This window comes from Pseudomonas citronellolis, assembly GCF_001586155.1.
In the GTDB taxonomy this organism is placed as follows: domain Bacteria; phylum Pseudomonadota; class Gammaproteobacteria; order Pseudomonadales; family Pseudomonadaceae; genus Pseudomonas; species Pseudomonas citronellolis.
Genome location: NZ_CP014158.1, coordinates 4824188 through 4847258, shown reverse-complemented (window position 1 = coordinate 4847258; position 23071 = coordinate 4824188). Strand labels below are relative to the sequence as shown.

Genomic DNA, 23071 nt, shown 5'->3' with positions numbered 1-23071 from the left:
CGGGAAATCCCATGAAAAGTGCAATCGAGTCCGCGGAAGTTGCATTCAAGACGCCGCTGGGCGGCTCCCATAATCGGCCCTGCCACTCTCGCCACGAGAGCCCTGCCGCCCGTCGCCAAGCACTTCGCGACGGCGGCGCGCCTCCAATAACAATCAAGGGCCGCCAAGATGAAAAAGCCAAACCCCCTGCTCGAAGACCTGAAATCCGTCCTGCCCGCCATTGCCGCCAACGCCGCCAAGGCCGAACAGGCGCGCACCGCGCCCGCCGAGAACATCGCCCTGCTCAAGGGCATCGGCATGCACCGCGCCTTCCAGCCCAAGTGCTATGGCGGCATGGAAATCTCCCTGCCCGAGTTCGCCGACTGCGTGGTCGCCCTGGCCGGCGCCTGCGCCAGCACCGCCTGGGCCTTCAGCCTGCTGTGCACCCACAGCCACCAGTTGGCGATGTTCTCCAAGCAACTGCAGGACGAGGTCTGGGGCGAGAACCCCGATGCCACCGCCAGCAGCAGCATCGCGCCGTTCGGGCGCATCCAGGAGGTCGAGGGCGGCATCCTGTTCAACGGCGAGATGGGCTGGAGCAGCGGCAGCGACCATGCCGAATGGGCCATCCTCGGCTGCCGCCGGCAGAACGCCGAGGGCGAGCAGGTCTACTGCTTCGCCGTGCTGCCGCGCAGCGACTACGAGATCCGCGACGACTGGTACGCCGCCGGCATGAAGGGCAGCGGCACCAAGACCCTGGTGGTGAAGGACGCCTTCGTGCCGAACCACCGCATCCAGGCGGCCAAGGACATGATGGAAGGCCGCTCCGCCGGCTTCGGCCTGTACCCCTACAGCAAGATCTTCTACACCCCGTACCGCCCGTACTTCGCCAGCGGCTTCGCCTCCATCGGCCTGGGCATCGCCGAGCGCATGCTGGAAGCCTTCAAGGAGAAGACGCGCAACCGCGTGCGCGCCTACACCGGCGCCAGCGTCGGCACCGCCACCCCGGCGCTGATGCGCCTGGCCGAGTCCACCCACCAGGTGGCCGCCGCCCGCGCCTTCCTCGAGAAGACCTGGCAGGACCACGCCGAGCACGGCGAGCGCCACGAATACCCCAGCCGCGAGACCCTGGCCTTCTGGCGCACCAACCAGGCCTACGCGGTGAAGATGTGCATCCAGGCCGTGGACCGCCTGTTCGAGGCCGCCGGCGGCACCGCCTGGTTCGAGAGCAACGAGATGCAGCGGTTGTTCCGCGACTCGCACATGACCGGCGCCCACGCCTACACCGACTACGACGTCTGCGCGCAGATCCTCGGCCGCGAGCTGATGGGCCTGGAGCCGGACCCGAGCATGGTCTGAGCCACCACGCCCAGCCTGCTCTTCGTAGGAGCGAGCTTGCTCGCGAACCGACCCCGCTGCGGAATCCGTTCGCGAGCCAGAACCAGGCGTCCCCCTCGCTCCTGCAAGGTATCGCAACGACTTTCTTCAATCCCGCCGGCCCCGCGCCGGCGCGGAGGAACCGCCATGAACCAGAACGATGAAGCGGGCCTGGACCCGCGTGCCTTCCGCCGTGCCCTGGGCAACTTCGCCACCGGCGTCACCGTGATGACCGCGGCCGCCGACGGCGAACGCGTCGGCATGACCGCCAACAGCTTCAACTCGGTATCCCTCGACCCGCCGCTGGTGCTCTGGAGCATCGACAAGCGCGCCACCAGCCTGGCGGTGTTCGACAAGGCCAGCCACTACGCGGTGAACGTGCTGGCCGCCGACCAGATCGACCTGTCCAACCAGTTCGCCCGGCCCAGCGCCGACAAGTTCGCCGGCGTGGCCTGCGAGCAGGGCGCCGGCGGCGCGCCGCTGCTGCCGGACTGCGCGGCGCGCTTCCAGTGCGAGCTGCAGCAGAAGCTCGACGGCGGCGACCACTGGATTCTCATCGGCCGCGTGCTGGCCTTCGACGACCTGGGCCGCGCGCCGCTGCTCTACCACCAGGGCGTGTACTCCAGCGTGCTGCCGCACCCGCGCCTGCGCGAGGCCCAGGCCGGGGTGCCGCGCACCGCCTTCCAGGGCCGCCTGAACCACAACCTCTACTACCTGATGACCCAGGCGCTGCGCTGCTACCAGGCCGACTACCAGCCGCGGCAGCTGGCCAGCGGCCTGCGCACTAGCGAGGCGCGCATGCTGATGGTGATGGAGAAGGACGCCGCCCTGGACACCACGGCGCTGCAGCAACTGGTGGCGATGCCGCTGCGGGAGATCGAGGAGGCCCGCGCCAACCTCGAACGCAAGGGCCTGCTGCAGGTGGGCGAGGGCGGCTGCGCGCTGACCGCCGCCGGCATCGACCAGGCCGAGACGCTGTGGAGCATCGCCGAGGAACAGCAGGCCAAGGTCTTCTCGCGCTTCAGCGACGAGCAGGTAGAGACCTTCAAGACGGTGCTGCGGGGCCTGGCCCAGCCGCTGTAGAAGCTGTCAGAAGCGCTCGTTGGGCAGCAGGTAGCGCCACTGCCCCGGTTCCATCTTGCCCATGGACACGCCGCCCAGGCGCAGGCGGCGGATGCCCACGACCTTCAGGCCGACCTGGCGGCACATGTCGGCGATCTGCCCGGGGCGGAAGCCCTTGCCGGCGAAGCGCAGGCGCGTCTCGTTCTGCCAGCTGACCTTCAGCGCCGGCAGCGGCCGGCCCTGGTACAGCAGGCCGTGGCGCAGGCGCGCCAGGCCGGCGTCGTCGAGGCTGCCGGCGACTTCCACCAGGTACTCGTGCTCGATGGTCGCCGCGTCGTCTTGCAGGCGGTGCAGCACGCCGTAGTTCTGGGTGAACACCAGCAGCCCGCTGGCCTGGTCGTCCAGCGGCGTGGTGCTCTGCTGGCGGGCGAAGTGCTTGCTCAGCGGACGTTGTTCGGCGCTGTCGGCTTCCCAGCGATTGGCCGCCACCAGCAGGCCCAGGGCCTGCTCGGCGGAGTGGCCGGCCGGCTTGTACAGCAGCAGGGTGGCCGGCGGGATCGGCGCCGGGATGGCCCCGGGCAGCAGCTCGACGCGCTGCCCGGCGACGCGGAAGTGCGGCTCGTCGACGGGTTGGCCATCCACCGTGACCCAGCCTCCCTCGATGTACAGCTCGGCCTCGCGGCGGGAGCAGGGCAGCAGTTCGGCGAGGCGCTTGGACAGGCGGGTGGTTTCGGTCATGGCAGGGAGTCGGCGGCGGGAAAGGCCGCCATTGTACTCCCCGGCCGCGGGTTCAGGGCGAGACGTCCTCGGCTTCCGGCGGCCGGGCGCCCTCGCGCACCCAGGTCATGAACAGGCCGATGATGCCGCCGGTGAGCATCCCGCCCAGGGCGCCGAGGAGGATCACCGGCATCGGCACGGCGACGCCGCGGCCGAGCATCAGCGGCTTGAGCACGTTGTCGGAAAGTCCGGCCAGCACCGTCCAGACGGTGAACACCACTGCGCTGACGGTGCCGTAGTCGCCGCTCCAGAACACGTAGACGATGGCCGGCAGCGAGATCACCGCCACCGGCAACTGGACGATGCCCAGCAGCAGCACGCCGAGGGACAGCAGGCCGGCGGCGGGGATGCCCATGACGATGAAGCCCAGGCCCAGCAGCAGGGTCTGGATGAAGGCCACGCCGACCACGCCCTGGGCCACCGCGCGGATGGTCGCGGTGCTCAGCCGCGCCAGTTCCGGGCCGCGCTCGGGGCCGGAGATGCGCACCGCGATGTCCTCGGCGGTGCGCGCGCCCAGCGGGCCGTAGGCCATGATCACGCAGGCCACCAGGAAGGCGCCGAGGAACTGCAGCAGCTCCATGCCCACGCCAGCGGCCTTGGCCAGCACCGTGCGGGCCACGCCCTGCAGGTGCGGCGCGGCCTGCTGGGCGGCGCCGAGGAAGTCCTCGGCCAGCCGCTGCCAGGCGTTGTAGATGTAGGGCCCCACCAGCGGCCAGCCGGCCACCGCCTCGGGCGGCGCCGGGATGCGCAGGCCGCCGGCCTGGAAGCGGTGCGCAAGGTCGGCCACCGAGTCGGCGATGGAGAAACCGATCAGCACCACCGGCACCAGCAGCAGGGCCAGGCCGACCAGCGCCAGCAGCGTCGCCGCCAGGGCCGGCCGCTGGCCCAGGGCGCGCTGCAGCATGCCCTGCAGCGGGTAGAGGGTGACGGCGAGGATCAGCGCCCAGAGCATCAGGTCGAGAAAGGGGTGGAAAATGCGGAAGCAGAACACCGCCAGGAACAGGATGAGCCCGGCGCGTATCAACACGTCCAGCAGGTTGCGCGACAGCACCCGGTCCGCCGATGGCAGCATGGCATCTCTCCTTGGAAAGCCTCGTGGGGTTCCTCAGAGCATTGGCCGTGCGCGGCGGAATGCAAGTCGGGCGGGAGAAATCGCCGGATGTCGAGCGAAAGTAGGAGTAGCGGGGGAGGGTGCGCAGGGCTCTTGCTCGCGAACGCCGGGCCAGGGATGGCGGGGTCCGCGAGCAAGCTCGCGCCTACGGGAGGAGCGGGGGGATTACTTCTTGCCGAGGCTGATGTGGCGGCTGGCGGCGCCGTTGGGCTGGCCGGTCACGCCCTTGGCGACTTGCTGGATCTCGCCGCCGGACTTGAGGAAGGCGGCCACCTGGGCTTCCAGGGCCTCGCGGCTGGTCACGGCCGCAGCGGGTTTCGGGGCGGACTTCTGGCGGGAGATGGTTTTGCTGGACATGCTTGCCATTACCTGTTCATTCGCGAAATGGCCGCCCATTGTACAGGAAATGACCGTCCTTCGGGGTGAAAATCGACCGAAGGGCCATTGCAGCGCCATCGCCGGGCCCGCGGCGGGGTGTTAACCTCGGTCGATTCCCGGTCGCCGCGAGCCCTCCATGCCTCTGCTGTCGTCCCGCCAGCGCAATGCCCTGCGCCTGGCCCGGGCCTTCCTCGGCCCCTACCGCTGGCGCGCCCTTGGCGCCCTGCTGGCGCTGCTGTTCACCGCGGCCATCACCCTGTCCCTGGGGCAGGGCATCCGCCTGCTGGTGGACCAGGGCTTCGTCACCCAGTCCGAGCACCTGCTCAACCGCTCCATCGGCATCTTCTTCCTGCTGGTGCTGGGCCTGGCGCTGGGCACCTTCGTGCGTTTCTACCTGGTGTCGTGGATCGGCGAGCGCTTCGTCGCCGACATCCGCCAGCGCGTCTTCGATCACCTGATCGAACTGCACCCGGGCTTCTACGAAAGCAACCGCGCGCTGGAAATCCAGTCGCGGCTGACCGCCGACACCACGCTGCTGCAGACGGTGATCGGCTCCTCGCTGTCCATGGCCCTGCGCAATGCGCTGACCCTGGCCGGCGGGGTGATCCTGATGTTCGTCACCAACGCCAAGCTGACCAGCATAGTGGTGGCCTCGCTACCGCTGGTGATCGCGCCCATCCTCCTGTTCGGCCGCCGCGTGCGCGAGCTGTCGCGGCAGAGCCAGGACCGCGTGGCCGACGTCGGCAGCTACGTCGGCGAGACCCTCGGGCAGATCAAGACGGTGCAGGCCTACAACCACCAGGCCCAGGACCGCGCGCGCTTCGGCCGCACGGTGGAGGCCGCCTTCGGCACCGCGCGCAAGCGCATCCTGCAGCGGTCCTGGCTGGTCAGCGTGGTCATCCTGCTGGTGCTGGGCGCGGTGGGGGTGATGCTGTGGGTCGGCGGCATGGACGTGATCGCCGGGCGCATCAGCCCCGGCGAGCTGGCGGCCTTCGTGTTCTACAGCCTGATCGTCGGCATGGCCTTCGGCACCCTCAGCGAGGTGCTGGGCGAGCTGCAGCGCGCCGCCGGGGCGGCCGAGCGCATCGCCGAGCTGCTGCGCGCGCGCAACCAGATAGTCGCGCCGCAGGAAGGGTTGCTGCGCCTGCCCGAACGCGTCGAGGGGCGCATCGAGCTGCGCGGCCTGCGCTTCGCCTACCCGTCGCGCCCGGAGCACTGGGCCATCGACGGCATCGACCTGGACGTGCGCCCCGGCGAGACCCTGGCGCTGGTCGGCCCTTCCGGCGCCGGCAAGTCCACCCTGTTCGACCTGCTGCTGCGCTTCTTCGACCCGCAGCAGGGCGAGATCCGCATCGACGGCACGCCCATCACCCGCCTCGACCCCGCCGACCTGCGCCGCTGCTTCGCCCTGGTGTCGCAGAACCCGGCGCTGTTCTACGGCACGGTGGACGACAACCTGCGCTACGGCCGCCCCGACGCCAGCGACGAAGCGCTGCGCGCCGCGGCCCGCGCGGCCCACGCCGACGACTTCATCCAGCGCCTGCCCGAGGGCTACCGCACCCACCTGGGCGAGGGCGGCGTGGGCCTGTCCGGCGGCCAGCGCCAGCGCCTGGCGATCGCCCGCGCGCTGCTGGTGGACGCGCCCATCCTGCTGCTCGACGAAGCCACCAGCGCCCTGGACGCCGAGAGCGAGCACCTGATCCAGCAGGCCCTGCCGCAGCTGATGAGCGGGCGCACCACCCTGGTCATCGCCCACCGCCTGGCCACGGTGCTCAATGCCGACCGCATCGCCGTGATCGACCAGGGCCGCCTGCTGGCCCTGGGCACCCACGCCGAACTGGTGGCCGGCAACCCGCTGTACGCACGCCTGGCGGAATTGCAGTTCGGCCAGGCGCAGAGCGTGTAGAATGCGCGCCTTTTCCCCGGAGTCCCGCACATGGCAGCCATCGGCCGTTTCAATTCCCTGCAGGTGGTCAAGCACACCGAGATCGGCCTGTTCCTCGATGGCGGCCCCCACGGCGAAATCCTCCTGCCCAAGCGCTACATCCCCAAGGACGAGCCCACCGAGCCGGGCGAGTGGCTGAACGTCTTCATCTACCTCGACAGCGAAGACCGCATCATCGCCACCACCCTGAAGCCCAAGGTGCAGGTCGGCGGCTTCGCCAGCCTGAAGGTGGTGGAAGTCAGCCGCGTCGGCCTGTTCCTCGACTGGGGCCTGCCCAAGGACCTGCTGCTGCCGCACTCGGAAGAGAAGCGCCCGCTGCAGGTCGGCGACTACTGCGTGGTGTACTGCTACATCGACGAGCGCACCCGCCGCATCACCGCCACCGCGCGCCTGGACCGCTACCTGGACGACACCGCGGCGCACTACCAGGCTGGCCAGGAAGTGGACCTGCTGGTGGTGGAGCGCACCGACCTCGGCTTCAAGGCCATCATCGACGGCAGGCACTGGGGGCTCATCCACAAGAACGAGCTGTTCAAGTTCGTCCGCAGCGGCATGCGCGAGAAGGGCTACATCAAGGAAGTGCGCGCCGACGGCAAGATCAGCCTGAGCCTGCAGCCGGTCGGCCAGGCCGCCCGCGACGACCTCGGCGAGCGCATCCTCGCCGCCCTGCGCGAGGCCGGCGGCAGCCTGGCGCTGTCCGACAAGAGCCCGCCGGAGGCGATCAGCCGCGAGTTCGGCGTGAGCAAGGGTAATTTCAAGAAGGCCATCGGCGGGCTGTTCAAGCAGGGGCTGATCACCATCCTCGACGACCGCATCGAGCTGCGCTGATTCCACCGGGCCGCAACTACCCCCGGCAGCCCCGCGGCCGCCCTCGGCGCGATCATCCAGCGGCAGGTCCGGCCGCCGCGGTCGTTACATCATGCGTTTGAAGCGGTGCCAGGCCTGTTCCCAGGCCAGCACCCAGCGCGGCATGGGCGCGCCGAAACCGGCCACTTCCAGGCGCGGGTGGTGGCCGACGACCATGTCCAGCAGCGGCTCCTGGTCGGCCCGCACGTCGACGAAGAACACATGCCGGCCGGCGTGTAGCGAAGGCGCGAAGCGCCGCACGTCGCCGCTGGGCCGTTGCAGGCCGAAGAAGCTGCCTTCCCACAGGCTGAAGCCCAGCAGCACGGCCGCCAGGAACAGCACCGGAATCCAGCCGGCGGCGCTTTCGCTCCAGCCGGCGAAGTAGCCCAGCGCCAGCACCAGGACCGCCAGGGCGATGCCGATGCCCAGCCCGTACTTGCCGCCGCGCACCAGGTCCTTGCGCATCACGTCCGGCACTTCGTGCAGGTGGCGCTGGTCGAGCTGCGCGTCCTGCTCGCTGAGCACGTGCATCTGCTCCTCGGCGATGCCGTTGGCCTTCAGCTCGCTCTCGACGTTCTCCAGCTCGTCCAGGTCGTTGCTGATGTAGTAGTGCCTGTTCATGGAGCACCTCCAGGTCAGTCCCCCGGCTCCCCCTCGGCGAACGCTCCGGCGTTCGCGGCAGTTCCACGCGGATCGCCACGTGTCACTTTTTGAATTTTACCCCCCTGGACGCTCCCGGCCCCCCGGGGCGACGGGCGTAGCGGGCCTTGCCAGGCGCCGGGCAAGGGGCGAGGATGCCAGCTCACGCACAACCGCCAGCCAGGGGCCCAGGGGCATGATCCGCGAGATTCTCAAGATGGGCGACGAACGCTTGCTGCGCGTCGCCCCGCCGGTGCCGGCGCAGATGATCGGCAGCGCCGAACTGCAACGACTGATCGACGACATGTTCGACACCATGCACCACGCCGGCGGCGTAGGCCTGGCCGCGCCGCAGATAGGCGTGGACCTGCAACTGGTGATCTTCGGTTTCGAGCGCAGCGAGCGATATCCGGATGCGCCGGCGGTGCCGCCGACCATTCTGCTCAATCCGGTGATCACGCCCTTGGGCGAGGAAATGGAGGAGGGCTGGGAGGGCTGCCTCTCGGTGCCCGGCCTGCGTGGGGCGGTGAGTCGCTACAAGCGTATTCGCTACCAGGGGGTGGATCCGCAGGGGCAACCTGTCGATCGCACGGTGGAAGGCTTCCATGCCAGGGTGGTGCAGCATGAGTGCGACCACCTGATTGGCCGGCTTTATCCGTCGCGGATCACGGATTTCGGCAAGTTCGGTTTTACCGAGGTGCTGTTCCCAGGGTTGGATCCGAAGGCGGATGATTGAGGGGCCGCCTCCTGGGCATTGGCGTGGCCGGTGAGTCCAATCGCGGACAAAGTCCGCTCCTACGCCCGTGCTCCCTGGAATTGTAGGAGCGGGCCCTGCCCGCGATTCGCGCGCAGAGCGCGCTCCTACAGAGGAATGGCGCGGGTGGGGTTGCGTAGGATCTCATCCGCGAATCGCGCCGATACCTCCGGCTATCGCGGACAAGGTCCGCTCCTACCGCATGAGCGAGCACGGCTTTTCGTAGGATGGCGTTGAGCGAAGCGATACCCATCGGCGCAACCGCATGGGTTTCGCACGCTCAACCCATCCTACGAAGAACCGAGCCCCTGAATAATTCGCGGACAACCGCCCCCAAGCGGCCGTCCGCAGCTGCACTCTCAGGACGTTTGCCCGTGACTGCCGAGCAGCGCATTGCCGGATTTCTTCTGCTTCTTCGCCATGCGTTTCTCGTGGGCCGTCTTCAGGGGCTTCTTCTTGCCTTCCTTGTGGGCGTTCAGACCTTTGCTCATGACCGTAACCTCGTGGACTGGGAAGGACAGGCATCCCTGCGGTCAGCGCTCCGTCGGCCCGCGGGCGCGGGCCGGTGCCTCTTCAGCATAGACCCGCCGGGCGCTTCAGGCTTGGCCGCTGAGCCGCTCCAGCTCGCGGCGGACCATGGCCGCGTACTGCGGCGGGCCCAGGCGGTAGAGTTCGCCGGCCACCCAGGCCAGCCAGCGCCCGCCCAGGGCCTGGCGCTCGGCCAGTAGCCGGCGGGCCTCGGCTTCGGCCCGGGCGGCGTGTTCGCGGTGATAGTCGACGCGGCTCATCCCTGGCACTGGAGTTTCTGCGGATCGATCTCGATGCTCGCCAGCGGCTTGCCGTCGCTGCCGTCGTAGTCGTGGGCGACGCGGATGCCGTGCTCGCGGATGCGCTGCAACAGCGCCGGCTGCTGGCAGGTGGCGCGCTCCAGGCGGGTGCGCTGTTCGCCCTTGAACTTGTCCAGGGCATCGGCCTGCATGCCCTCGGCCTTCATGCTGGAAATGCCGTAGCGGTAGTGCAGCACCTTGCTGTCGGTGTCCAGGCGCACGTTCTCCAGGCGCGTCACCTGGTCCACCTGCAGCGGCAGCTGCTTGCTCTGCTGCTCGAAGAAGGCGGCCGACTCCTTGAGGAAAGTGGCTTCGTCCTCCGCCCGGGCCTGGGGTTGCAGGCTGGCGAAGGCCGCGCCGGCGAGCAGCAGGGTGGCGCCGAGGCGGCGGGCGGGGCGGAGCATCGGGATGGGCATGCGGGGTTCCTCCGGCTGTGGTTGCGCTGAAGTGTATAGGCCATTTCCCACACCTGCCCGCCGCCTGCGCAACTTCCCCTGGCCGCGCCCAGTGGCTAGGCTTGCCCGCAAGGACCGAACTTGAGCCGTGCCGGCGGGTCAACCGTCGACACGGGGCCGCGCCGCGGCCGGACTGCGGAGGAAGGAAACCAGGCATGCGATTCATGGATTTTCGGGGCCTGCGCCTGGGCCCCTGGCAACTGCTGAAACTGACCGTCAAGGAATTCCTCGACGACGAGATGCCCACCTACGCGGCGGCGCTGGCCTACCAGGGGTTGTTCTCGCTGTTCCCGTTCCTGCTGTTCCTCATCGCCTTGCTGGGCTTCCTGCACCTGCCGGAATTCTTCGACTGGCTGCGCGAGCAGGCCGCCTACGTGCTGCCGGGCCAGGCCCTGGAGCAGGTCAACCCGATCATCGACCAGCTGCAGCAGCGCCAGGGCGGGCTGCTCTCGGTGGGGATCGTGGTCGCGCTCTGGTCGTCCTCGGCGGCGGTGCGCTCGCTGATGAACGCGCTCAACGCCGCCTACGACGTGCGCGAGGCGCGCCCGGTGTGGAAGCGCGTGCCGCTGTCGCTGCTCTACACCCTGGGCCTGGCGGTGATGCTGATGCTGGTGACCGCGCTGATGATCCTCGGGCCGCAGGTGATGGGCTGGATCGCCGAGCGCATCGGCCTGCAGGATTACGTGGTGGTGCTCTGGTCGCTGCTGCGCTGGCCGGTGATGGTCCTGCTGATGATGATGGCGGTGGCGGTGATCTACTACGCCACCCCCAACGTCAAGCAGAAGTTCCGCTTCATCACCCCCGGCTCGGTGCTGGCGGTGGTGGCCTGGGTGGCGGCGTCCCTGGCCTTCGGCTTCTACGTGAAGAACTTCGCCGACTACAACGCCATGTACGGCAGCGTCGGCGCCATCATCGTGCTGCTGCTGTACTTCTACATCTCCGCCGCGGTGCTGCTGCTGGGCGCCGAGCTCAACGCGGTGATCGAACACCACCTGCCCCACGGCAAGAACCCCGGCGAGCGCACCTTCGAACAGGCCGAGACGCGCAGCCCCGAGGAGGGCTGAGGCTCACTGCGCCGGCTGCTGGCTGAGCAGCTGGTCGACGATCTGCCCGGCGCGCTCGAAGTTCGGGTAGCCGCTCTTGGCCACGTCCAGCTCGGCATAGGCCTTGCGGTATTCCTCGGCCTTCAGCGCGTCGGCCTCCTGGCCGAGCATGGGCTGGTTGTAGACGCGGTAGAGCAGGGCGATGGCGTAGGGCTGGCCGGCCTTGGCGGCGCGCTCCAGCAGGGGCAGGGCCTGGTCCGCCGGGGCCTGCTGGCGAATCTTCAGCAGCGCCTCGTAGAAGGCCACCTCGCCGCGCTGGTCGGCCTCGCGGGCGCGTTCGAGCAGGTCGTTGGCGCGGGCGTAGTTGCCCGGGTCGGCGGAGGCGATCAGCAGCTTCGCCTCGAGCATGTCGTTGCGGTACAGCAGGTGCTGCTGCTCGGCGTCGTGGCTGGCGCAGCCGGCCAGGCACAGCGGCAGACCGATGACGGCGAGGCGGGAGAACGGGTGGCGCATGCCCATGAAGGTCCCTCGATGGCGAACGGGCGCGGAGCCGACGATTTTGCCGTCTCCGCGTGGGCAAGCATAGACGGCCGGCGTGCCGTTCAGGAACCGGGCGCGCGCTCTCGTGCCGAGGTGCCCTTCGTAGGATGGGTTGAGCGAAGCGATACCCATCGGGCCATGGTGATGGGTATCGCAAGCTCAACCCATCCTACGTGACTCGCTGCTGGACAGGGAGCCGCCGTCAAAGCCGCGCCAGGTTCAGCCATGCAGTGGCCGGCAAGAAAGGTGTAGCGGCGGATAACCGCGAACGGTTATTCGCCCTACGTTCATGGTGGGCTTGGCGTAGGGCGGATAACGCCTCCGGCGTTATCCGCCGTTTGACCTGGGCCATGCTCCCGCTCGGTGACGAGCACGGAGCCGCTGTCGAAGCGGCGCCAGGTTCAACCACGGAGTTGCCGGCAAGAAAGGTGAAGCGGCGGATAACCGCGAACGGTTATTCGCCCTACGTCCATGGTGGGCTTGGCGTAGGGCGCATAACGCCTCCGGCGTTATCCGCCGTTTGACCTGGGCCATGCCCCCGCTCGCTGCCAAGCACGGAGCCGCCCTCGAAGCCGCGCCAGGTTCAACCACAGAGTTGCCGGCAAGAAAGGTGAAGCGGCGGATAACCGCGAACGGTTATACGCCCTACGTCCATGGTGGGCTTGGCGTAGGGCGCATAACGCCTCCGGCGTTATCCGCCGTTTGACCTGGGCCATGCCCCCGCTCGCTGCCGAGCCCGGAGCCGCCGTCAAAGCCGCGCCAGGTTCAACCACGGAGTTGCCGGCAAGAAAGGTGAGGCGGCGGATAACCGCGAACGGTTATTCGCCCTACGCCCATGGCGGGCTTGGCGTAGGGCGGATCTCATCCGCGATTGCGCATGCAGCGGGGCAGGGCTCAGATACCGAAGGCACTCCCGCCGTCGTCGCCATCGAAGCCGCGTTCCAGCTTGATCTTCAGGCTCAGGTCGGTGCGCGAGTCGGCGAACTTCAGGGCGTCGGCGACGCTGATGCGGCCGGCTTCCAGCAGCTGGTACAGGCTCTGGTCGAAGCTCTGCATGCCCTGCTCCAGGGCGCGTTCGATGGCGCCGCGCAGTTCCGGCAGTTCGTCGCGCTGGATCAGCCCGCGGATGTGCGGCGTGCCCAGCACCAGTTCCACCGCCGCCACGCGGCGCTGGGTGGTGCCCGGCACCAGGCGCTGGCCGACCAGCGCCAGGAGGTTCTGCGACAGGTCGGCCAGCACCTGCGGGCGGGCCTCGTCGGGGAAGAAGCGGGCGATGCGCTCGATGGCGTGGCGGGCGCTGGTGCCGTGCAGGGTGGCCATGCACAGGTGGCCGGTCTCGGCGTAGTGCAGGGCGTGCTGCATGGTCGCGGCGTCGCGGATTTCGCCGAGCATGATCACGTCCGGCGCCTCGCGCAGCACGTTGCGCAGGGCGTCCTCGAAGCTGTGGGTGTCCAGGCCGACTTCGCGCTGGTCGATGATCGAGCGCTGGTGGCTGTGGAGGAACTCGATGGGGTCCTCGATGCAGACGATGTGCCCCGAGCGGTGGCGGTTGCGGAAGTCGAGCATCGCCGCCAGGGTGGTGGACTTGCCGGCGCCGGCCGCGCCCACCACCAGGATCAGGCCGCGGTCCTGCACCGCCAGCTTCTCCAGGATCGACGGCAGGCCGAGGCTGGCGGCGTCGGGGATGACCTGCCTGATCAGCCGCACCACCATGGCCACCTCGCCGCGCTGCAGGTAGACGTTGACGCGGAAGCGCCCGCTGCCGGGCACCGCCACCGCCAGGTTCATCTCCAGGTCGCGCTCGAAGTCGGCGATCTGCTGCTGCGACATCAACTGGTAGGCCAGCTGCTTGACCTCGCCGCTGCGCAGGCGGCGCTCGCCGGCCGGGCGGCTGACGCCCTCGACCTTGATGTGCGGCGCCGCGCCGACGCTGAAGAACATGTCGGAACCGGCGTGCTGCGCCAACTGGTGCAGCAGGCTGAAGACGTCGGGCAGGGCGCTGTCGCTGGCATCGCTCATGGGGAATCCTCGCAAGGGCGGGCGCCTGGGGTGGGACGGGCGCATGTTCTCAGCCTAGCCGGCCTGGTGGACGGTGGCCTGTTGGGTGGCGCGCAGCCTAGCGTGCCGGCGGCGCCGATTTCTTGACCTGGGTCGTCCCGGCGATGTCGATGGGGCTGCGCCAGATTGGCCGATTTCCTACGCAATACAAAGCCAAATCCTTCGTTGCTTGCGGACGTGGATGGCTGACTTGCGCGGGCATTTCTCAATGCTTCGTCTTGGTGCTGCCAATGACCGTCGCCATCCCCCATTTGCGGTTAGGCACTCCCCCGTTTTTACCGCTGTCCGTAGCCGGCAGCTTCCCATACTGCCGTGCCGGAAGGCGGCAGGAAGGCCGCCAGGTTCGTGCAGACACGCGACAGGGCTCGATCCCCCGGCGGCCGGCCGGGTCCATCTGTGCGTAGCGCATCCTGGTCCGGGCCTGGATGCGAAAGATACGCAATACCCACTCGACCAACGGAGACAACCCTTTTCCGGCCGCCCGCACCACCGCCGGCGATCCGCGCCATGCCCGGGGCGCCGGCGCCACCTGGAGAACGTATGGGAACTGCAAGCATGAGTACGTTGGCCGATGGCCGTTTCGCCCCGATCGTCGACATCAGTGATTCACTCCTCCGCCAGCGCCTGTTCGACGCGCTGCTCGGCGCCGCCCCGAGGGACGCCCGCCTGGTGCTGGTCTGCGCCCCGGCGGGCTTCGGCAAGACGACCCTGCTGGCGCAGGTCGAGCGGCTGCTGGCCGAGCGGGGCGAGTACACCTTCTGGGTGAACTGCGGCGAGAGCGACTGCCGGCCGGAACTGTTCCTCGAAAGCCTGCTGCAGTGCCTGCACCAGGGTGGGCTGGGCCCGGCGCCGGATGCCGGCCTCGGCGCGCTGCTCGGCCTGCTCGAAGCCTGCCCGCGCAATTGCAACCTGTTCGTCGACCAGTTGGACCTGGCCCTGGACCTCGAAGTCGAGCGGCTGCTGGAGGACCTGGCCCGGCGCCTGCCTTCGGGGTGCCGCCTGCTGCTGGGCAGCCGGCGGCAACCGGCGCTGCCGCTCACGCAACTGCAACTGGCCGGGCTGCTGCGCGTCGTCGAGGCCGACAACCTGCGGTTCACCGAGGAGGAGACGCAGCAACTGCTCGGCGCGCAGCTGGGCGAGACGCGCGCCCGCTACTGGGCGAACTATACCGAGGGCTGGCCCTTCGCCCTGCAACTGCTGCGCCTGCGCTGCAACGGCAACCTCGACGGCCAGGCACCGCCGGAGACCGACCCGTACGCCTCGCTGGGCGGCATCTTCGATTACCTCGCCGAGGAGGTGTTCGCCAGCCTGCCTGTGGAGCTGAGCGGGTTCCTGCTCGACTGCAGCATCCTGGACAGCGTGGACGTGCCCAGCGCCAATGCCCTGCGCGGGCGCGACGACGCCGAGCGCTGGCTGCGCGAGGCCGCGCGCCTGGCGCCCATCGTGGTGCCCGAGCAACCGCTGCGGGTGCGCCTGCATCCGCTGCTGCGCGAATTCCTCCTCGGCCGCCTGGAAAGCCGCGAGCCGGACCGCTTCGCCCTGCTGCAGGGGCGCGCGGCCGACTTCCACGCCCAGCGCCAGCAGGTGTTCCGCGCCGTCGAGCACGCCTCGCAAGGGGGGCTCTACTACCAGGCCGTGTCGATCATCCTGGAAGCCGGCGCGGTGCGCCTGCTGGTCAGCGAGGGGGCGGCGCGCACGCGGGCGCTGCTCGAACTGTTGCCGCTGACCCTGGTGCGCCGCGAGCCGCGTCTGCGCCTGATGCTCATCTGCCTGCACATGCTCAGCGGCGAGACGCTGCAGGACAGCCTCGACCTGTCGCGGCTGGAGGCCGCCTACGGCGGCGTGACCTCATCGGCGGAAGACGCGGAGACGCGCACCGACCTGCTCTACGTGCGCGCGATGATGCTCATCGGCTGCGTGCAGCGGGCCGGCGACGGCGCCTCCCGCGAGGTGGTGGTGCGGGCCGTGGCCGATGCCCGCGCGCGCTTCTTCGAGGACCCGCGCTACCTGTGCCTGGTGCTGCCGAGCGAAATCATGCTGCTGCTGCGCTACGGCAACATCGACGAGGCGCGCCTGCGCCTGGAGGAGTTCATCGAGGTCAACCGCAGCGAGGGCTTCCGCGAGAACCAGCCCTGGTCGCTGGTCTACCGGGCCCTGAGCGACAGCGCCCAGGCGCGCTTCGACGAGGTGCTGCAGACGGTGACCTTCCTGCTGGCCAAGGACGGGCCGCTGGCCTCGCCACAGGCGCGGGTGCTCTTCCACCTGGTGCATGCGCTGCTCGGCCATGTCCACTACGTGCGTGGCGAGCTGGAGCAGGCGCGGCAGGCGTTCGCGCACTGCGCCTCGCGCTTGGGCAACGCCATGGCCGAGGCCTGGGAGCGCGGCCTGATCGGCGCGGCGCGGGCGGCCTACTTCCTCGGCGACAGCGCCCAGGCCATGGCCAGCCTGGAGGCGGCCTGGGCCGGGCGGGCCCTGGAGTACCCGCTGCGCCGCGCGGTGGCCGCGACCCTGGTGGAGCTGCGCCTGCGCCAGGGCGAGGTGGAGGCAGGCCTGGAACTGGCGCTGGAGATCAACCTGGCGAAGCTCTGGCAGGAGATCCTGGACGGGCGCCCGCTGTTCTGGGCCGAGCTGGTCGCCATCGCCCAGGCCCACTACTGGCTGCAGGCCGCCCAGGGGCAGATGGCGGCGGCGCTGCTGACGGCGGAGGCCTTCGAGCGCCTGGCCCGCGATAGGCGCAACCGCTCCTGCGTCGGCCGCGCCCTGGCGCTCAAGGCCCACGCGCTGCTGGCCGGCGAGCTGCCCGGCCAGCCCACGGCGGTGCTCGACGAGGCGCTGGAATTGCTCGGCCAGGGCGGCGCGGTGCAGAGCTTCATCGAAGCGGGCGCCGAGGTGATCACCCACCTGCGCGAGATGTCGCGGCGCCAGGGCCACGCCCAGGCGCAGTTGATCGCGCGCTGCATCGAACTCTGGGAAAGGCACTTCCGCGCGCGCCTGGATGCCCAGGCCCTGTTCACCCGGCGCGAACTGGATGCGCTGATGGGCCTGGCCGGCGGCCGCACCACCAAGGTCATCGCCCGCGAACTGGGGATTTCCCCGGAGACGGTCAAGCAGCACCTGAAATCGGTCTACGCCAAGCTGGGCGTGCACCGGCGCCGGGAGGCGCTGGCCATGGCGCGGCGCCGGGCCATCCTGCCCTGAGCCAGGGCGCCGTTCCGGCCTGCCGGAACGGAAACCGGGGCGCGGCCTCGATTCTTCGCCGGGGGATCGGCTGCTTCCCCCAGGTTTTTCCGTGGGCTGCGTCCGCATATCCCGCGCGGCCGAACGCCAGGACGCCATCCAGGCCACTCCCGCCAGCGCCGTAGCGACGGGGGGCAGCGCTCCCCCGATTTACCCGCCACCTTCCCTCATCCCGGGACGGCTCGCGCCGTCCGAGTCTTCGCATACTGCGCCCGGCAGGCAGCGGCGGCACTGCGCCGCGCGGCCAGCCCATGACAACAACAATCCGCGGCCCACGAGGCCGCAGGCTTCGCCAGGCCGTGAGCCGCGACGGCTCAGCCGGCAGGGCGCAGGAGGCGTGCAATGAATCTTCGAAGAACGACCGCGGTACTCCTCGGCCAGGCGGCGCTGCCCCTGGCCTGCGCATTCGCCGCCGAGGGGGCCAGCTACGGCGGGCCGGTGGGCGGCACCGACCTGGGAGCGGCGCTGCTGCCGGCCACCTCCGGTCTGTACGGCGGGCTGGTGCTCGGCTACGCCAGCGGCGACCGCTTCCATGGCAACGACGGCGGGCGCGACCCGGCGCTGGAAGGCCGCATGGCGTCCCAGGTGGCCGCCCTGGGCCTGCTCTACGTCTACCCCGGGCAGGTCTTCGGCGGCACCCTGGCCTCCAGCCTGCAGGGCAGCGTCAACGGCGGGCGCATGGAGCTGAACGGCGAGGCCCAGCACTACCAGGGCTTCGGCGACCTCTACGCGGACCTGCTGATGTGGAGCCGCTACCTGGGCGACGCCGCCCCCGGCCAGCGGCCCACCGGGGCGACGCTCAAGCTGGCGTACTCGATGGTGTTCCCCAGCGGCCGCTACAACACCTCGGACCTCTACACCTCCGGGCGCAACGTCTACTTCTTCGTGCCCAACGCCGCGCTCACCTACCTCGGCGGGCCGAACGCCCTGGGCGAGGGCCTGGAGCTGAGCCTGCACGCCTTCGTCAACGTCGCCTCCCGGAACCGCGCCACCGACTACGAAAGCGGCACCGTGGCCAACCTCAACTTCGCCGTCGGCCAGCGCATCGGCCGCTGGCAGCTGGGCCTGGCCGGCTACCACGCGCGCCAGCTCGACGATGACCGCCAGCACGGCGCGCGCGTCGAGCCGGACGGCCGGCGCTACCGCGCCACCGCGCTGGGGCCGGTGCTGGCCTACGACCTGCCGCGCGCCGCCGGCTCGCTGAAGTTCAAGGCGCTGGCGCCGCTGAGCACGCGCAATTCGCTGGCTGCCAATACCGCCTACGTCGTCTGGTCACGTTCGCTTTGAGGAGAGAGCCCATGGTCCTCAAGGACACCCCTGCGCTGCGCATCGGCATCGATGTCGGCGGCACCAATACCGACGCCGTGCTGATGCGCGGCCGCGAAGTGCTCTGCGCCCTGAAGCGCCCCACCACCGCGGCGGTCGGCGACGGCGTGGCGGCGGCGGTCGACGAACTGCTGCGCGAGGCGGCGGTGGAACCGGCGGCGGTGGCCGCGGTGATGCTGGGCACCACCCAGCTGCTCAACGCCTTCCTCGAACGCCGGCACCTGGCGCGGGTCGCGGTGGTGCGCCTGGCCCTGCCGCGCGGCGACGGCGTGCCGCCGCTGCTGGGTTGGCCGGCGGAGCTGTGCGAGGCGATCGATGGGCAGGTCTTCCTGGCCGACGGCGGCGCGCTGTTCAACGGCCGCACCTACAGCGCGCTGGATGTGCGCCAGCTCGAACGGATCGGCGCATCGATCCGCCAGCGGGGTGCCGAGGCGCTGGTGCTGTCCACCACCTTCGCTCCGCTGCGCCCGGACATCGAGCAGGAAGCGGCGGCGGTGCTGCGGAAGGTCCTGGGTGACGCGGTGCATCTGACGCTGTCCTCGGATGTCGGCGGCATCGGCCTGCTGGAGCGGGAGAACGCGGCCATCGTCAACGCCAGCCTGCAGCCGCTGGCGCAGCGGGTGGTCGGCGACCTGATGCGGGCCTTCCGCCGCCTGCAACTGAACGCGCCGCTGTTCATCAGCCAGAACGACGGCACCCTGATCACCCCGTCGATGGCCACGCGCTTCCCGATCCTCACCTGCGCCGCGGGGCCGACCAACAGCCTGCGCGGCGCGGCCTTCCTCACCGGTGTGGAGGACGCCCTGGTGCTGGACATCGGCGGCACCACCAGCGACATCGGCGCCCTGGTCCAGGGCTTCCCACGGCAGACCGCCGGCCCCCTGGAACTGGGCGGGGTGCGTTGCAACCTGCGCATGCCCGACACCCTGTCCGTCGCCCTCGGCGGCGGCACCCTGGTGCGCCTGGAAGGTGGCCGGCCGGTGCTCGGCCCCGAGTCCCTGGGCCTGCGCTTGCGCCAGCGGGCCAGGGTGTTCGGCGGCGACGCGCTGTGCGCGACCGACATCGCCGTGGCCGCCCACGGCCTGCAGGGCATCGGCGACCCGCGGCGCCTCGCCGATCTCGAACCGGCCCAGGTGGAGCAGGCCATGGCCGCCATCCGCGGGACACTGGAGCACGCCCTGGAACGCATGCGCACCAGCAGCGCGCCCTTGCCGGTGGTGCTGGTGGGTGGCGGCAGCATCCTCCTGCCCATGCACCTGCAGGGCGCCGCGCAGGTGCTGCGCCCGGCCCGCGCGGAGGTGGCCAACGCCATCGGCGCGGCCATCGCCCAGGTCAGCGGGCGTGTCGACCGCTTGTTCCAGATGCACCCGGGCAACCGCGAAAGCATGCTGCGCCAGGCCCGCCAGGAGGCCATCGACGCCGCCGTGGAGGCTGGCGCCGAGCCCGCCAGCGTCGGCGTCGTGGAACTGAACGAACTGCCCATGACGCACCTGCGCGCCGGCGCCACCCGCGTGCAGGTCCGCGCCGTCGGCGACCTGGCCCTGGCCGCCACCCATTGACCCCTCCCGAAGAGGACCCGAGCATGCCTTGCTTCGATACCATTTCCAGCCAGGACCTGGCGCGCGGCGCCGTGCTGCTGGGCACCGGCGGCGGGGGCGACCCCCATGTCGGCGAGCTGTTCCTGCGTCGCCAACTGCAGCGTGGCCTGCAGCCGCGCCTGCTGCCGCTGGCCGAGCTCGCCGACGAGGCCTTCGTGGTCAGCGTCGCCGGGATAGGCGCGCCCACCGTGCTGGTCGAACACCTGCTCAGCGAGGCCGCCCTGCAGCACCTGCTGCAGCAGGCCGAGGCGTTCTACGCGCGGCCGATAGACGCGCTGATCTGCGCCGAGGTCGGCGGCGCCAATGCCATGCTGCCGCTGGCCGCCGCGGCCCTGAGCGGCTTGCCGCTGGTGGATGCCGACGGCATCGGCCGGGCCTTCCCGCACATCGACATGACCACCTTCGGCATCCACGGCTGCAACGCTTCGCCGGCTCTGTTCAGCGACGACCTGGGCAACCTGGCGCGCCTGAGCGCGGTCGACAACCCGAGCCTGGAACACATGGTCCGGGCCCTGGCCGCGAGCCTGGGCGGCAGCCTGTACGGCGTGCTCTATCCGCTGAGCGGGGCCCAGGCGAAGCGCTTCGCGGTAGCGGGCAGCATCACCCAGGCCCTGCGCATCGGCCGCCACATCCGCGAGGCGCGCGCCGGCAGCGCCGACCCGGTGGCCGGGCTGGTGCGCTTCCTCGACGGCCTGGAGCCGGGGCGCCGCGCCTGCGAGCTGTTCGACGGCAAGGTCGCCGACGTGCGCCACGAGACCCGCGACGGCTTCCACTGGGGCCAGGTGTTGCTGGAGCCGGCCAGTGGCAGCGGCGAAGCGGTGGTCATCGACATCCAGAACGAGTTCCTCCGCGCCCGCCAGGGCGAGCGCGTGCTGGCGGTGGTGCCCGACCTGCTGTGCCTGCTGGACAGCGAGAGCGCCGAACCGCTGACCGCCGAGAACCTGCGCTACGGCATGCGCGTGCGCCTGCTGGCCTACGCCGCGCCGCCGTGCCTGCTCAGCGAGGCGGCGCTGGCGGTGGTGGGCCCGGCGCGCTTCGGCCTGGACTCGCCGTGGCGCTCCTTCCTGGCCGATGACCAGGGGAGGGCGCCGGCATGAACGACCTACCTGGCGCGCAGCCCGACGGCGACCCTGCCACCTGCGCCCTGCCACACGGCGAAGGCCTGGGCGCCTGGCGCCTCGGCCTGATCCTGATGGGCGCGCTGATCGCCCTGCCGTGCTTCGTCACCGGCGCCGAACTGGCCCACGCCCTGGGCCGGCAGCAGGCGCTGCTGGCCTGCCTGGGCGGCGGCGCGGTGCTCCTGCTGCTGGCGCTGCCCGCCGCCTACGCCGGGGCGCGCTCGCGGCTGAGCACCTACATGCTGATCCTCGACGCCTTCGGCGCCGTGGGCGGGCGCTGCGTCAACCTGGTGCTGTCGCTGGCGCTGCTGGGCTGGTTCGGCGTGGTCGCCGGCCTGTTCGGCCAGGCCATGGCGGCGGCCGCGCCGGCCTTCCTGGCGGGGGTGCCGGCGCAGGGCTGGAGCCTGGTCGGCTGTCTGTTGATGCTGCTCACCAACCTGGTCGGCTTCCGCGCCCTGGACCGGCTGTCGCAACTGGCCACGCCGCTGAAGCTGGGCCTGGTGCTGTGGGCCTGCTGGGTGGCGCTGAAAGGCCACGGCATGCCGCCCGCGGGCGGTGGCGCCGGGGATTACTCGGTGCTGCAGGGCATGTCGCTGGTGGTGGGCGGGGTGGTCATCGGCTGCATCCTGCTGCCGGACATCTGCCGCCACGCCCTGTCGCCCGGCCGCGCGCTGGCGGCGGTGTTCTGTGCCTTCGGCCTGGGCTTCCCGCTGGTGCTGGCGCTGGCCGGGCTGCCCAGCCTGGCCACCGGGGAGCGGCAACTGGTGGCGATTATGCTCGCCCTCGGCCTGGGCCTGCCGGCGATGCTGATCATCCTGCTCTCGGCCTGGTCGACCAACGCCTACAACCTCTACGCGGCGACCCTGGTGTGCGCCAGCGTGGCGCCGCAGGTGCAGCGCCGGCGCCTGGCGCTGTTCACCGGGCTGGTCGGCGCGACATTGGGGCTGGCCGGCCTGGGCGACGCCCTGCAGCATTACCTGGCGCTGCTGGCCGTGGCTCTGCCGCCGGTGGGCGGGGTCTACCTGTGCAACTACTACCTGAATCTGCGGGGCGCCGTGCGCAGCCCTCGCCGCTGGCGGCCGGAAGCCTTCGGAGCCTGGGCCTGCGGGGTAGGGGCGGCGGCATTGCAGGTGCTCTGGCCGTTCACCCTGACCTGGGTGCCGGCGCTGGATTCGCTGCTGCTGGCGGCTGGCTGCTATCTGCTGCTGCGCGCCATCGCCACGCGCCGCGGAGTGCGGAAGCCGGGCGTGGCCCGGTAAGGCAGCCGGGCGCTGTTGCCTTGAGGCGCGCCCGGCGTGGAGGGATCAGTCTTCGCGGCTGGTGACTTCCACCAGGTGGTAGCCGAACTGGGTCTTCACCGGGCCCTGGACCTGGTTCAGCGGCGCGCTGAACACCACCTGGTCGAACTCGCGGACCATCTGGCCCGGGCGGAAGGAACCCAGGTCGCCGCCGCTGCGGCCGGACGGGCAGGTGGAATGCTCGCGGGCCAGGGCGGCGAAGTCGGCGCCACCTTCGATGGCGGCCTTGAGTTCATTGCACTTGGCTTCGCTGGAAACCAGGATGTGACGGGCGGAAGCGCGGGCCATGGTGATGCTCCTGAAAGGCAGAGGGGAGGGAGGCAGAGACTAGCGCATTTGCCGGTACGGTGCGGAGGGTTTCCGTCGGGGCGCCCTCACCCCAACCCTCTCCCTGAGGGAGAGGGGGCTGTCCGTGCCCCCCGGGGCGTCCGGCGTGGCCGGTGAATCCAATCGCGGACAAAGTCCGCCTACGCCCGTGCTTCCCTGGAGCTGTAGGAGCAACTGTCTTGCCCAGCGCACCGGGGCGCTTTTCGTAGGATGGGTTGAGCCTGCGATACCCATCGGACCCTGGCGATGGGTATCGCTTCGCTCAACACCATCCTACGGGGCCTTGGTGCCGGTGGCGTAGCGGATTTATCCGCGATTCCGCTGGCAGTGCCGGCGCTCATCCCGCCATCGCGGACAAGGTCCGCTACGCCCGTGC

21 protein-coding genes are annotated in these 23071 nt (G+C 70.3%); 11 read left to right on the top strand and 10 right to left on the bottom strand.

All coding sequences use genetic code 11. The features are described 5' to 3' along the window. Positions 1–168: 168 nt before the first annotated feature. Positions 169–1338 carry a p-hydroxyphenylacetate 3-hydroxylase oxygenase component gene (locus PcP3B5_RS21030; RefSeq protein WP_009621689.1) on the top strand — a complete coding sequence of 390 codons (1170 nt, stop codon included), beginning with the start codon at positions 169–171 and terminating at the stop codon, positions 1336–1338. A 165-nt stretch (positions 1339–1503) separates the two neighbouring features. Continuing rightward, complete coding sequence (locus PcP3B5_RS21025) at positions 1504–2439, top strand: p-hydroxyphenylacetate 3-hydroxylase reductase component (RefSeq protein WP_061562314.1); 936 nt, start codon at positions 1504–1506, stop codon at positions 2437–2439. A gap of 6 nt (positions 2440–2445) precedes the next feature. Here PcP3B5_RS21025 and PcP3B5_RS21020 read toward each other — a convergent pair whose 3' ends face one another. From PcP3B5_RS21020 to PcP3B5_RS21010, 3 genes are all read right to left on the bottom strand, one after another. After that, positions 2446–3156, bottom strand: a complete 711-nt coding sequence (locus tag PcP3B5_RS21020; protein ID WP_061562313.1) for an rRNA pseudouridine synthase — start codon at positions 3154–3156, stop codon at positions 2446–2448. A gap of 52 nt (positions 3157–3208) precedes the next feature. After that, a complete protein-coding gene (locus tag PcP3B5_RS21015) occupies positions 3209–4267 on the bottom strand; it encodes an AI-2E family transporter (RefSeq protein WP_061562312.1) in 1059 nt (352 codons plus the stop codon). Positions 4268–4471: 204 nt separating this feature from the next. Beyond that, a complete protein-coding gene (locus PcP3B5_RS21010) occupies positions 4472–4663 on the bottom strand; it encodes a hypothetical protein (RefSeq protein WP_009621696.1) in 192 nt (63 codons plus the stop codon). A 157-nt stretch (positions 4664–4820) separates the two neighbouring features. Between PcP3B5_RS21010 and PcP3B5_RS21005 the strand changes: the two genes are divergently transcribed. Together PcP3B5_RS21005 and PcP3B5_RS21000 are read left to right on the top strand one after the other, a co-directional pair. After that, complete coding sequence (locus tag PcP3B5_RS21005; RefSeq protein ID WP_043314755.1) at positions 4821–6590, top strand: ABC transporter transmembrane domain-containing protein; 1770 nt, start codon at positions 4821–4823, stop codon at positions 6588–6590. 30 nt (positions 6591–6620) lie between these two features. Continuing rightward, a complete protein-coding gene (locus tag PcP3B5_RS21000) occupies positions 6621–7457 on the top strand; it encodes a CvfB family protein (RefSeq protein ID WP_009621700.1) in 837 nt (278 codons plus the stop codon). Between the two features lie 84 nt (positions 7458–7541). Here PcP3B5_RS21000 and PcP3B5_RS20995 read toward each other — a convergent pair whose 3' ends face one another. Next, positions 7542–8096 (bottom strand): hypothetical protein, encoded by a 555-nt coding sequence (locus PcP3B5_RS20995; RefSeq protein WP_061562311.1) that lies wholly within the window; start codon positions 8094–8096, stop codon positions 7542–7544. Positions 8097–8310: 214 nt separating this feature from the next. Between PcP3B5_RS20995 and def the strand changes: the two genes are divergently transcribed. After that, positions 8311–8850 carry a peptide deformylase gene (gene def, locus PcP3B5_RS20990; protein WP_061562310.1) on the top strand — a complete coding sequence of 180 codons (540 nt, stop codon included), beginning with the start codon at positions 8311–8313 and terminating at the stop codon, positions 8848–8850. 377 nt (positions 8851–9227) lie between these two features. Here def and PcP3B5_RS32340 read toward each other — a convergent pair whose 3' ends face one another. From PcP3B5_RS32340 to PcP3B5_RS20980, 3 genes are all read right to left on the bottom strand, one after another. After that, positions 9228–9359, bottom strand: a complete 132-nt coding sequence (locus PcP3B5_RS32340; protein ID WP_009621712.1) for a hypothetical protein — start codon at positions 9357–9359, stop codon at positions 9228–9230. Positions 9360–9464: 105 nt separating this feature from the next. Then, positions 9465–9656, bottom strand: coding sequence for a hypothetical protein (locus tag PcP3B5_RS20985; protein WP_061562309.1), 192 nt, complete (start codon positions 9654–9656; stop codon positions 9465–9467). Further along, positions 9653–10111, bottom strand: a complete 459-nt coding sequence (locus PcP3B5_RS20980; protein WP_043314753.1) for a hypothetical protein — start codon at positions 10109–10111, stop codon at positions 9653–9655. The genes PcP3B5_RS20985 and PcP3B5_RS20980 overlap by 4 nt, the downstream gene beginning before the upstream one ends. Before the next feature lie 194 nt (positions 10112–10305). On the opposite strand from PcP3B5_RS20980, the gene PcP3B5_RS20975 reads away from it, so the two are divergent. Continuing rightward, complete coding sequence (locus PcP3B5_RS20975; RefSeq protein WP_009621718.1) at positions 10306–11214, top strand: YihY/virulence factor BrkB family protein; 909 nt, start codon at positions 10306–10308, stop codon at positions 11212–11214. A gap of 3 nt (positions 11215–11217) precedes the next feature. Here the strand turns inward: PcP3B5_RS20975 and PcP3B5_RS20970 are convergent, their stop codons facing one another. Together PcP3B5_RS20970 and PcP3B5_RS20965 are read right to left on the bottom strand one after the other, a co-directional pair. Then, a complete protein-coding gene (locus PcP3B5_RS20970) occupies positions 11218–11712 on the bottom strand; it encodes a hypothetical protein (protein WP_009621720.1) in 495 nt (164 codons plus the stop codon). A gap of 915 nt (positions 11713–12627) precedes the next feature. Next, positions 12628–13752, bottom strand: coding sequence for a PilT/PilU family type 4a pilus ATPase (locus PcP3B5_RS20965; RefSeq protein ID WP_009621730.1), 1125 nt, complete (start codon positions 13750–13752; stop codon positions 12628–12630). A 594-nt stretch (positions 13753–14346) separates the two neighbouring features. Between PcP3B5_RS20965 and PcP3B5_RS20960 the strand changes: the two genes are divergently transcribed. From PcP3B5_RS20960 to PcP3B5_RS31865, 5 genes are all read left to right on the top strand, one after another. Next, positions 14347–16989, top strand: coding sequence for a winged helix-turn-helix domain-containing protein (locus PcP3B5_RS20960; RefSeq protein WP_160336940.1), 2643 nt, complete (start codon positions 14347–14349; stop codon positions 16987–16989). Between the two features lie 381 nt (positions 16990–17370). Further along, a complete protein-coding gene (locus PcP3B5_RS20955; RefSeq protein ID WP_043270753.1) occupies positions 17371–18315 on the top strand; it encodes a SphA family protein in 945 nt (314 codons plus the stop codon). A gap of 11 nt (positions 18316–18326) precedes the next feature. After that, complete coding sequence (locus PcP3B5_RS20950; protein ID WP_061562307.1) at positions 18327–19913, top strand: hydantoinase/oxoprolinase N-terminal domain-containing protein; 1587 nt, start codon at positions 18327–18329, stop codon at positions 19911–19913. Positions 19914–19936: 23 nt separating this feature from the next. Beyond that, a complete protein-coding gene (locus PcP3B5_RS20945; protein WP_043270749.1) occupies positions 19937–21049 on the top strand; it encodes a DUF917 domain-containing protein in 1113 nt (370 codons plus the stop codon). Further along, positions 21046–22329, top strand: a complete 1284-nt coding sequence (locus tag PcP3B5_RS31865) for an SLC5/6 family protein (RefSeq protein WP_043270747.1) — start codon at positions 21046–21048, stop codon at positions 22327–22329. The genes PcP3B5_RS20945 and PcP3B5_RS31865 overlap by 4 nt, the downstream gene beginning before the upstream one ends. A 45-nt stretch (positions 22330–22374) precedes the next feature. Here the strand turns inward: PcP3B5_RS31865 and PcP3B5_RS20935 are convergent, their stop codons facing one another. Beyond that, entirely contained in the window at positions 22375–22656 is a 282-nt protein-coding gene (locus tag PcP3B5_RS20935; protein WP_009621739.1) for a peptidylprolyl isomerase, read from the bottom strand. Between the last annotated feature and the right edge of the window lie 415 nt (positions 22657–23071).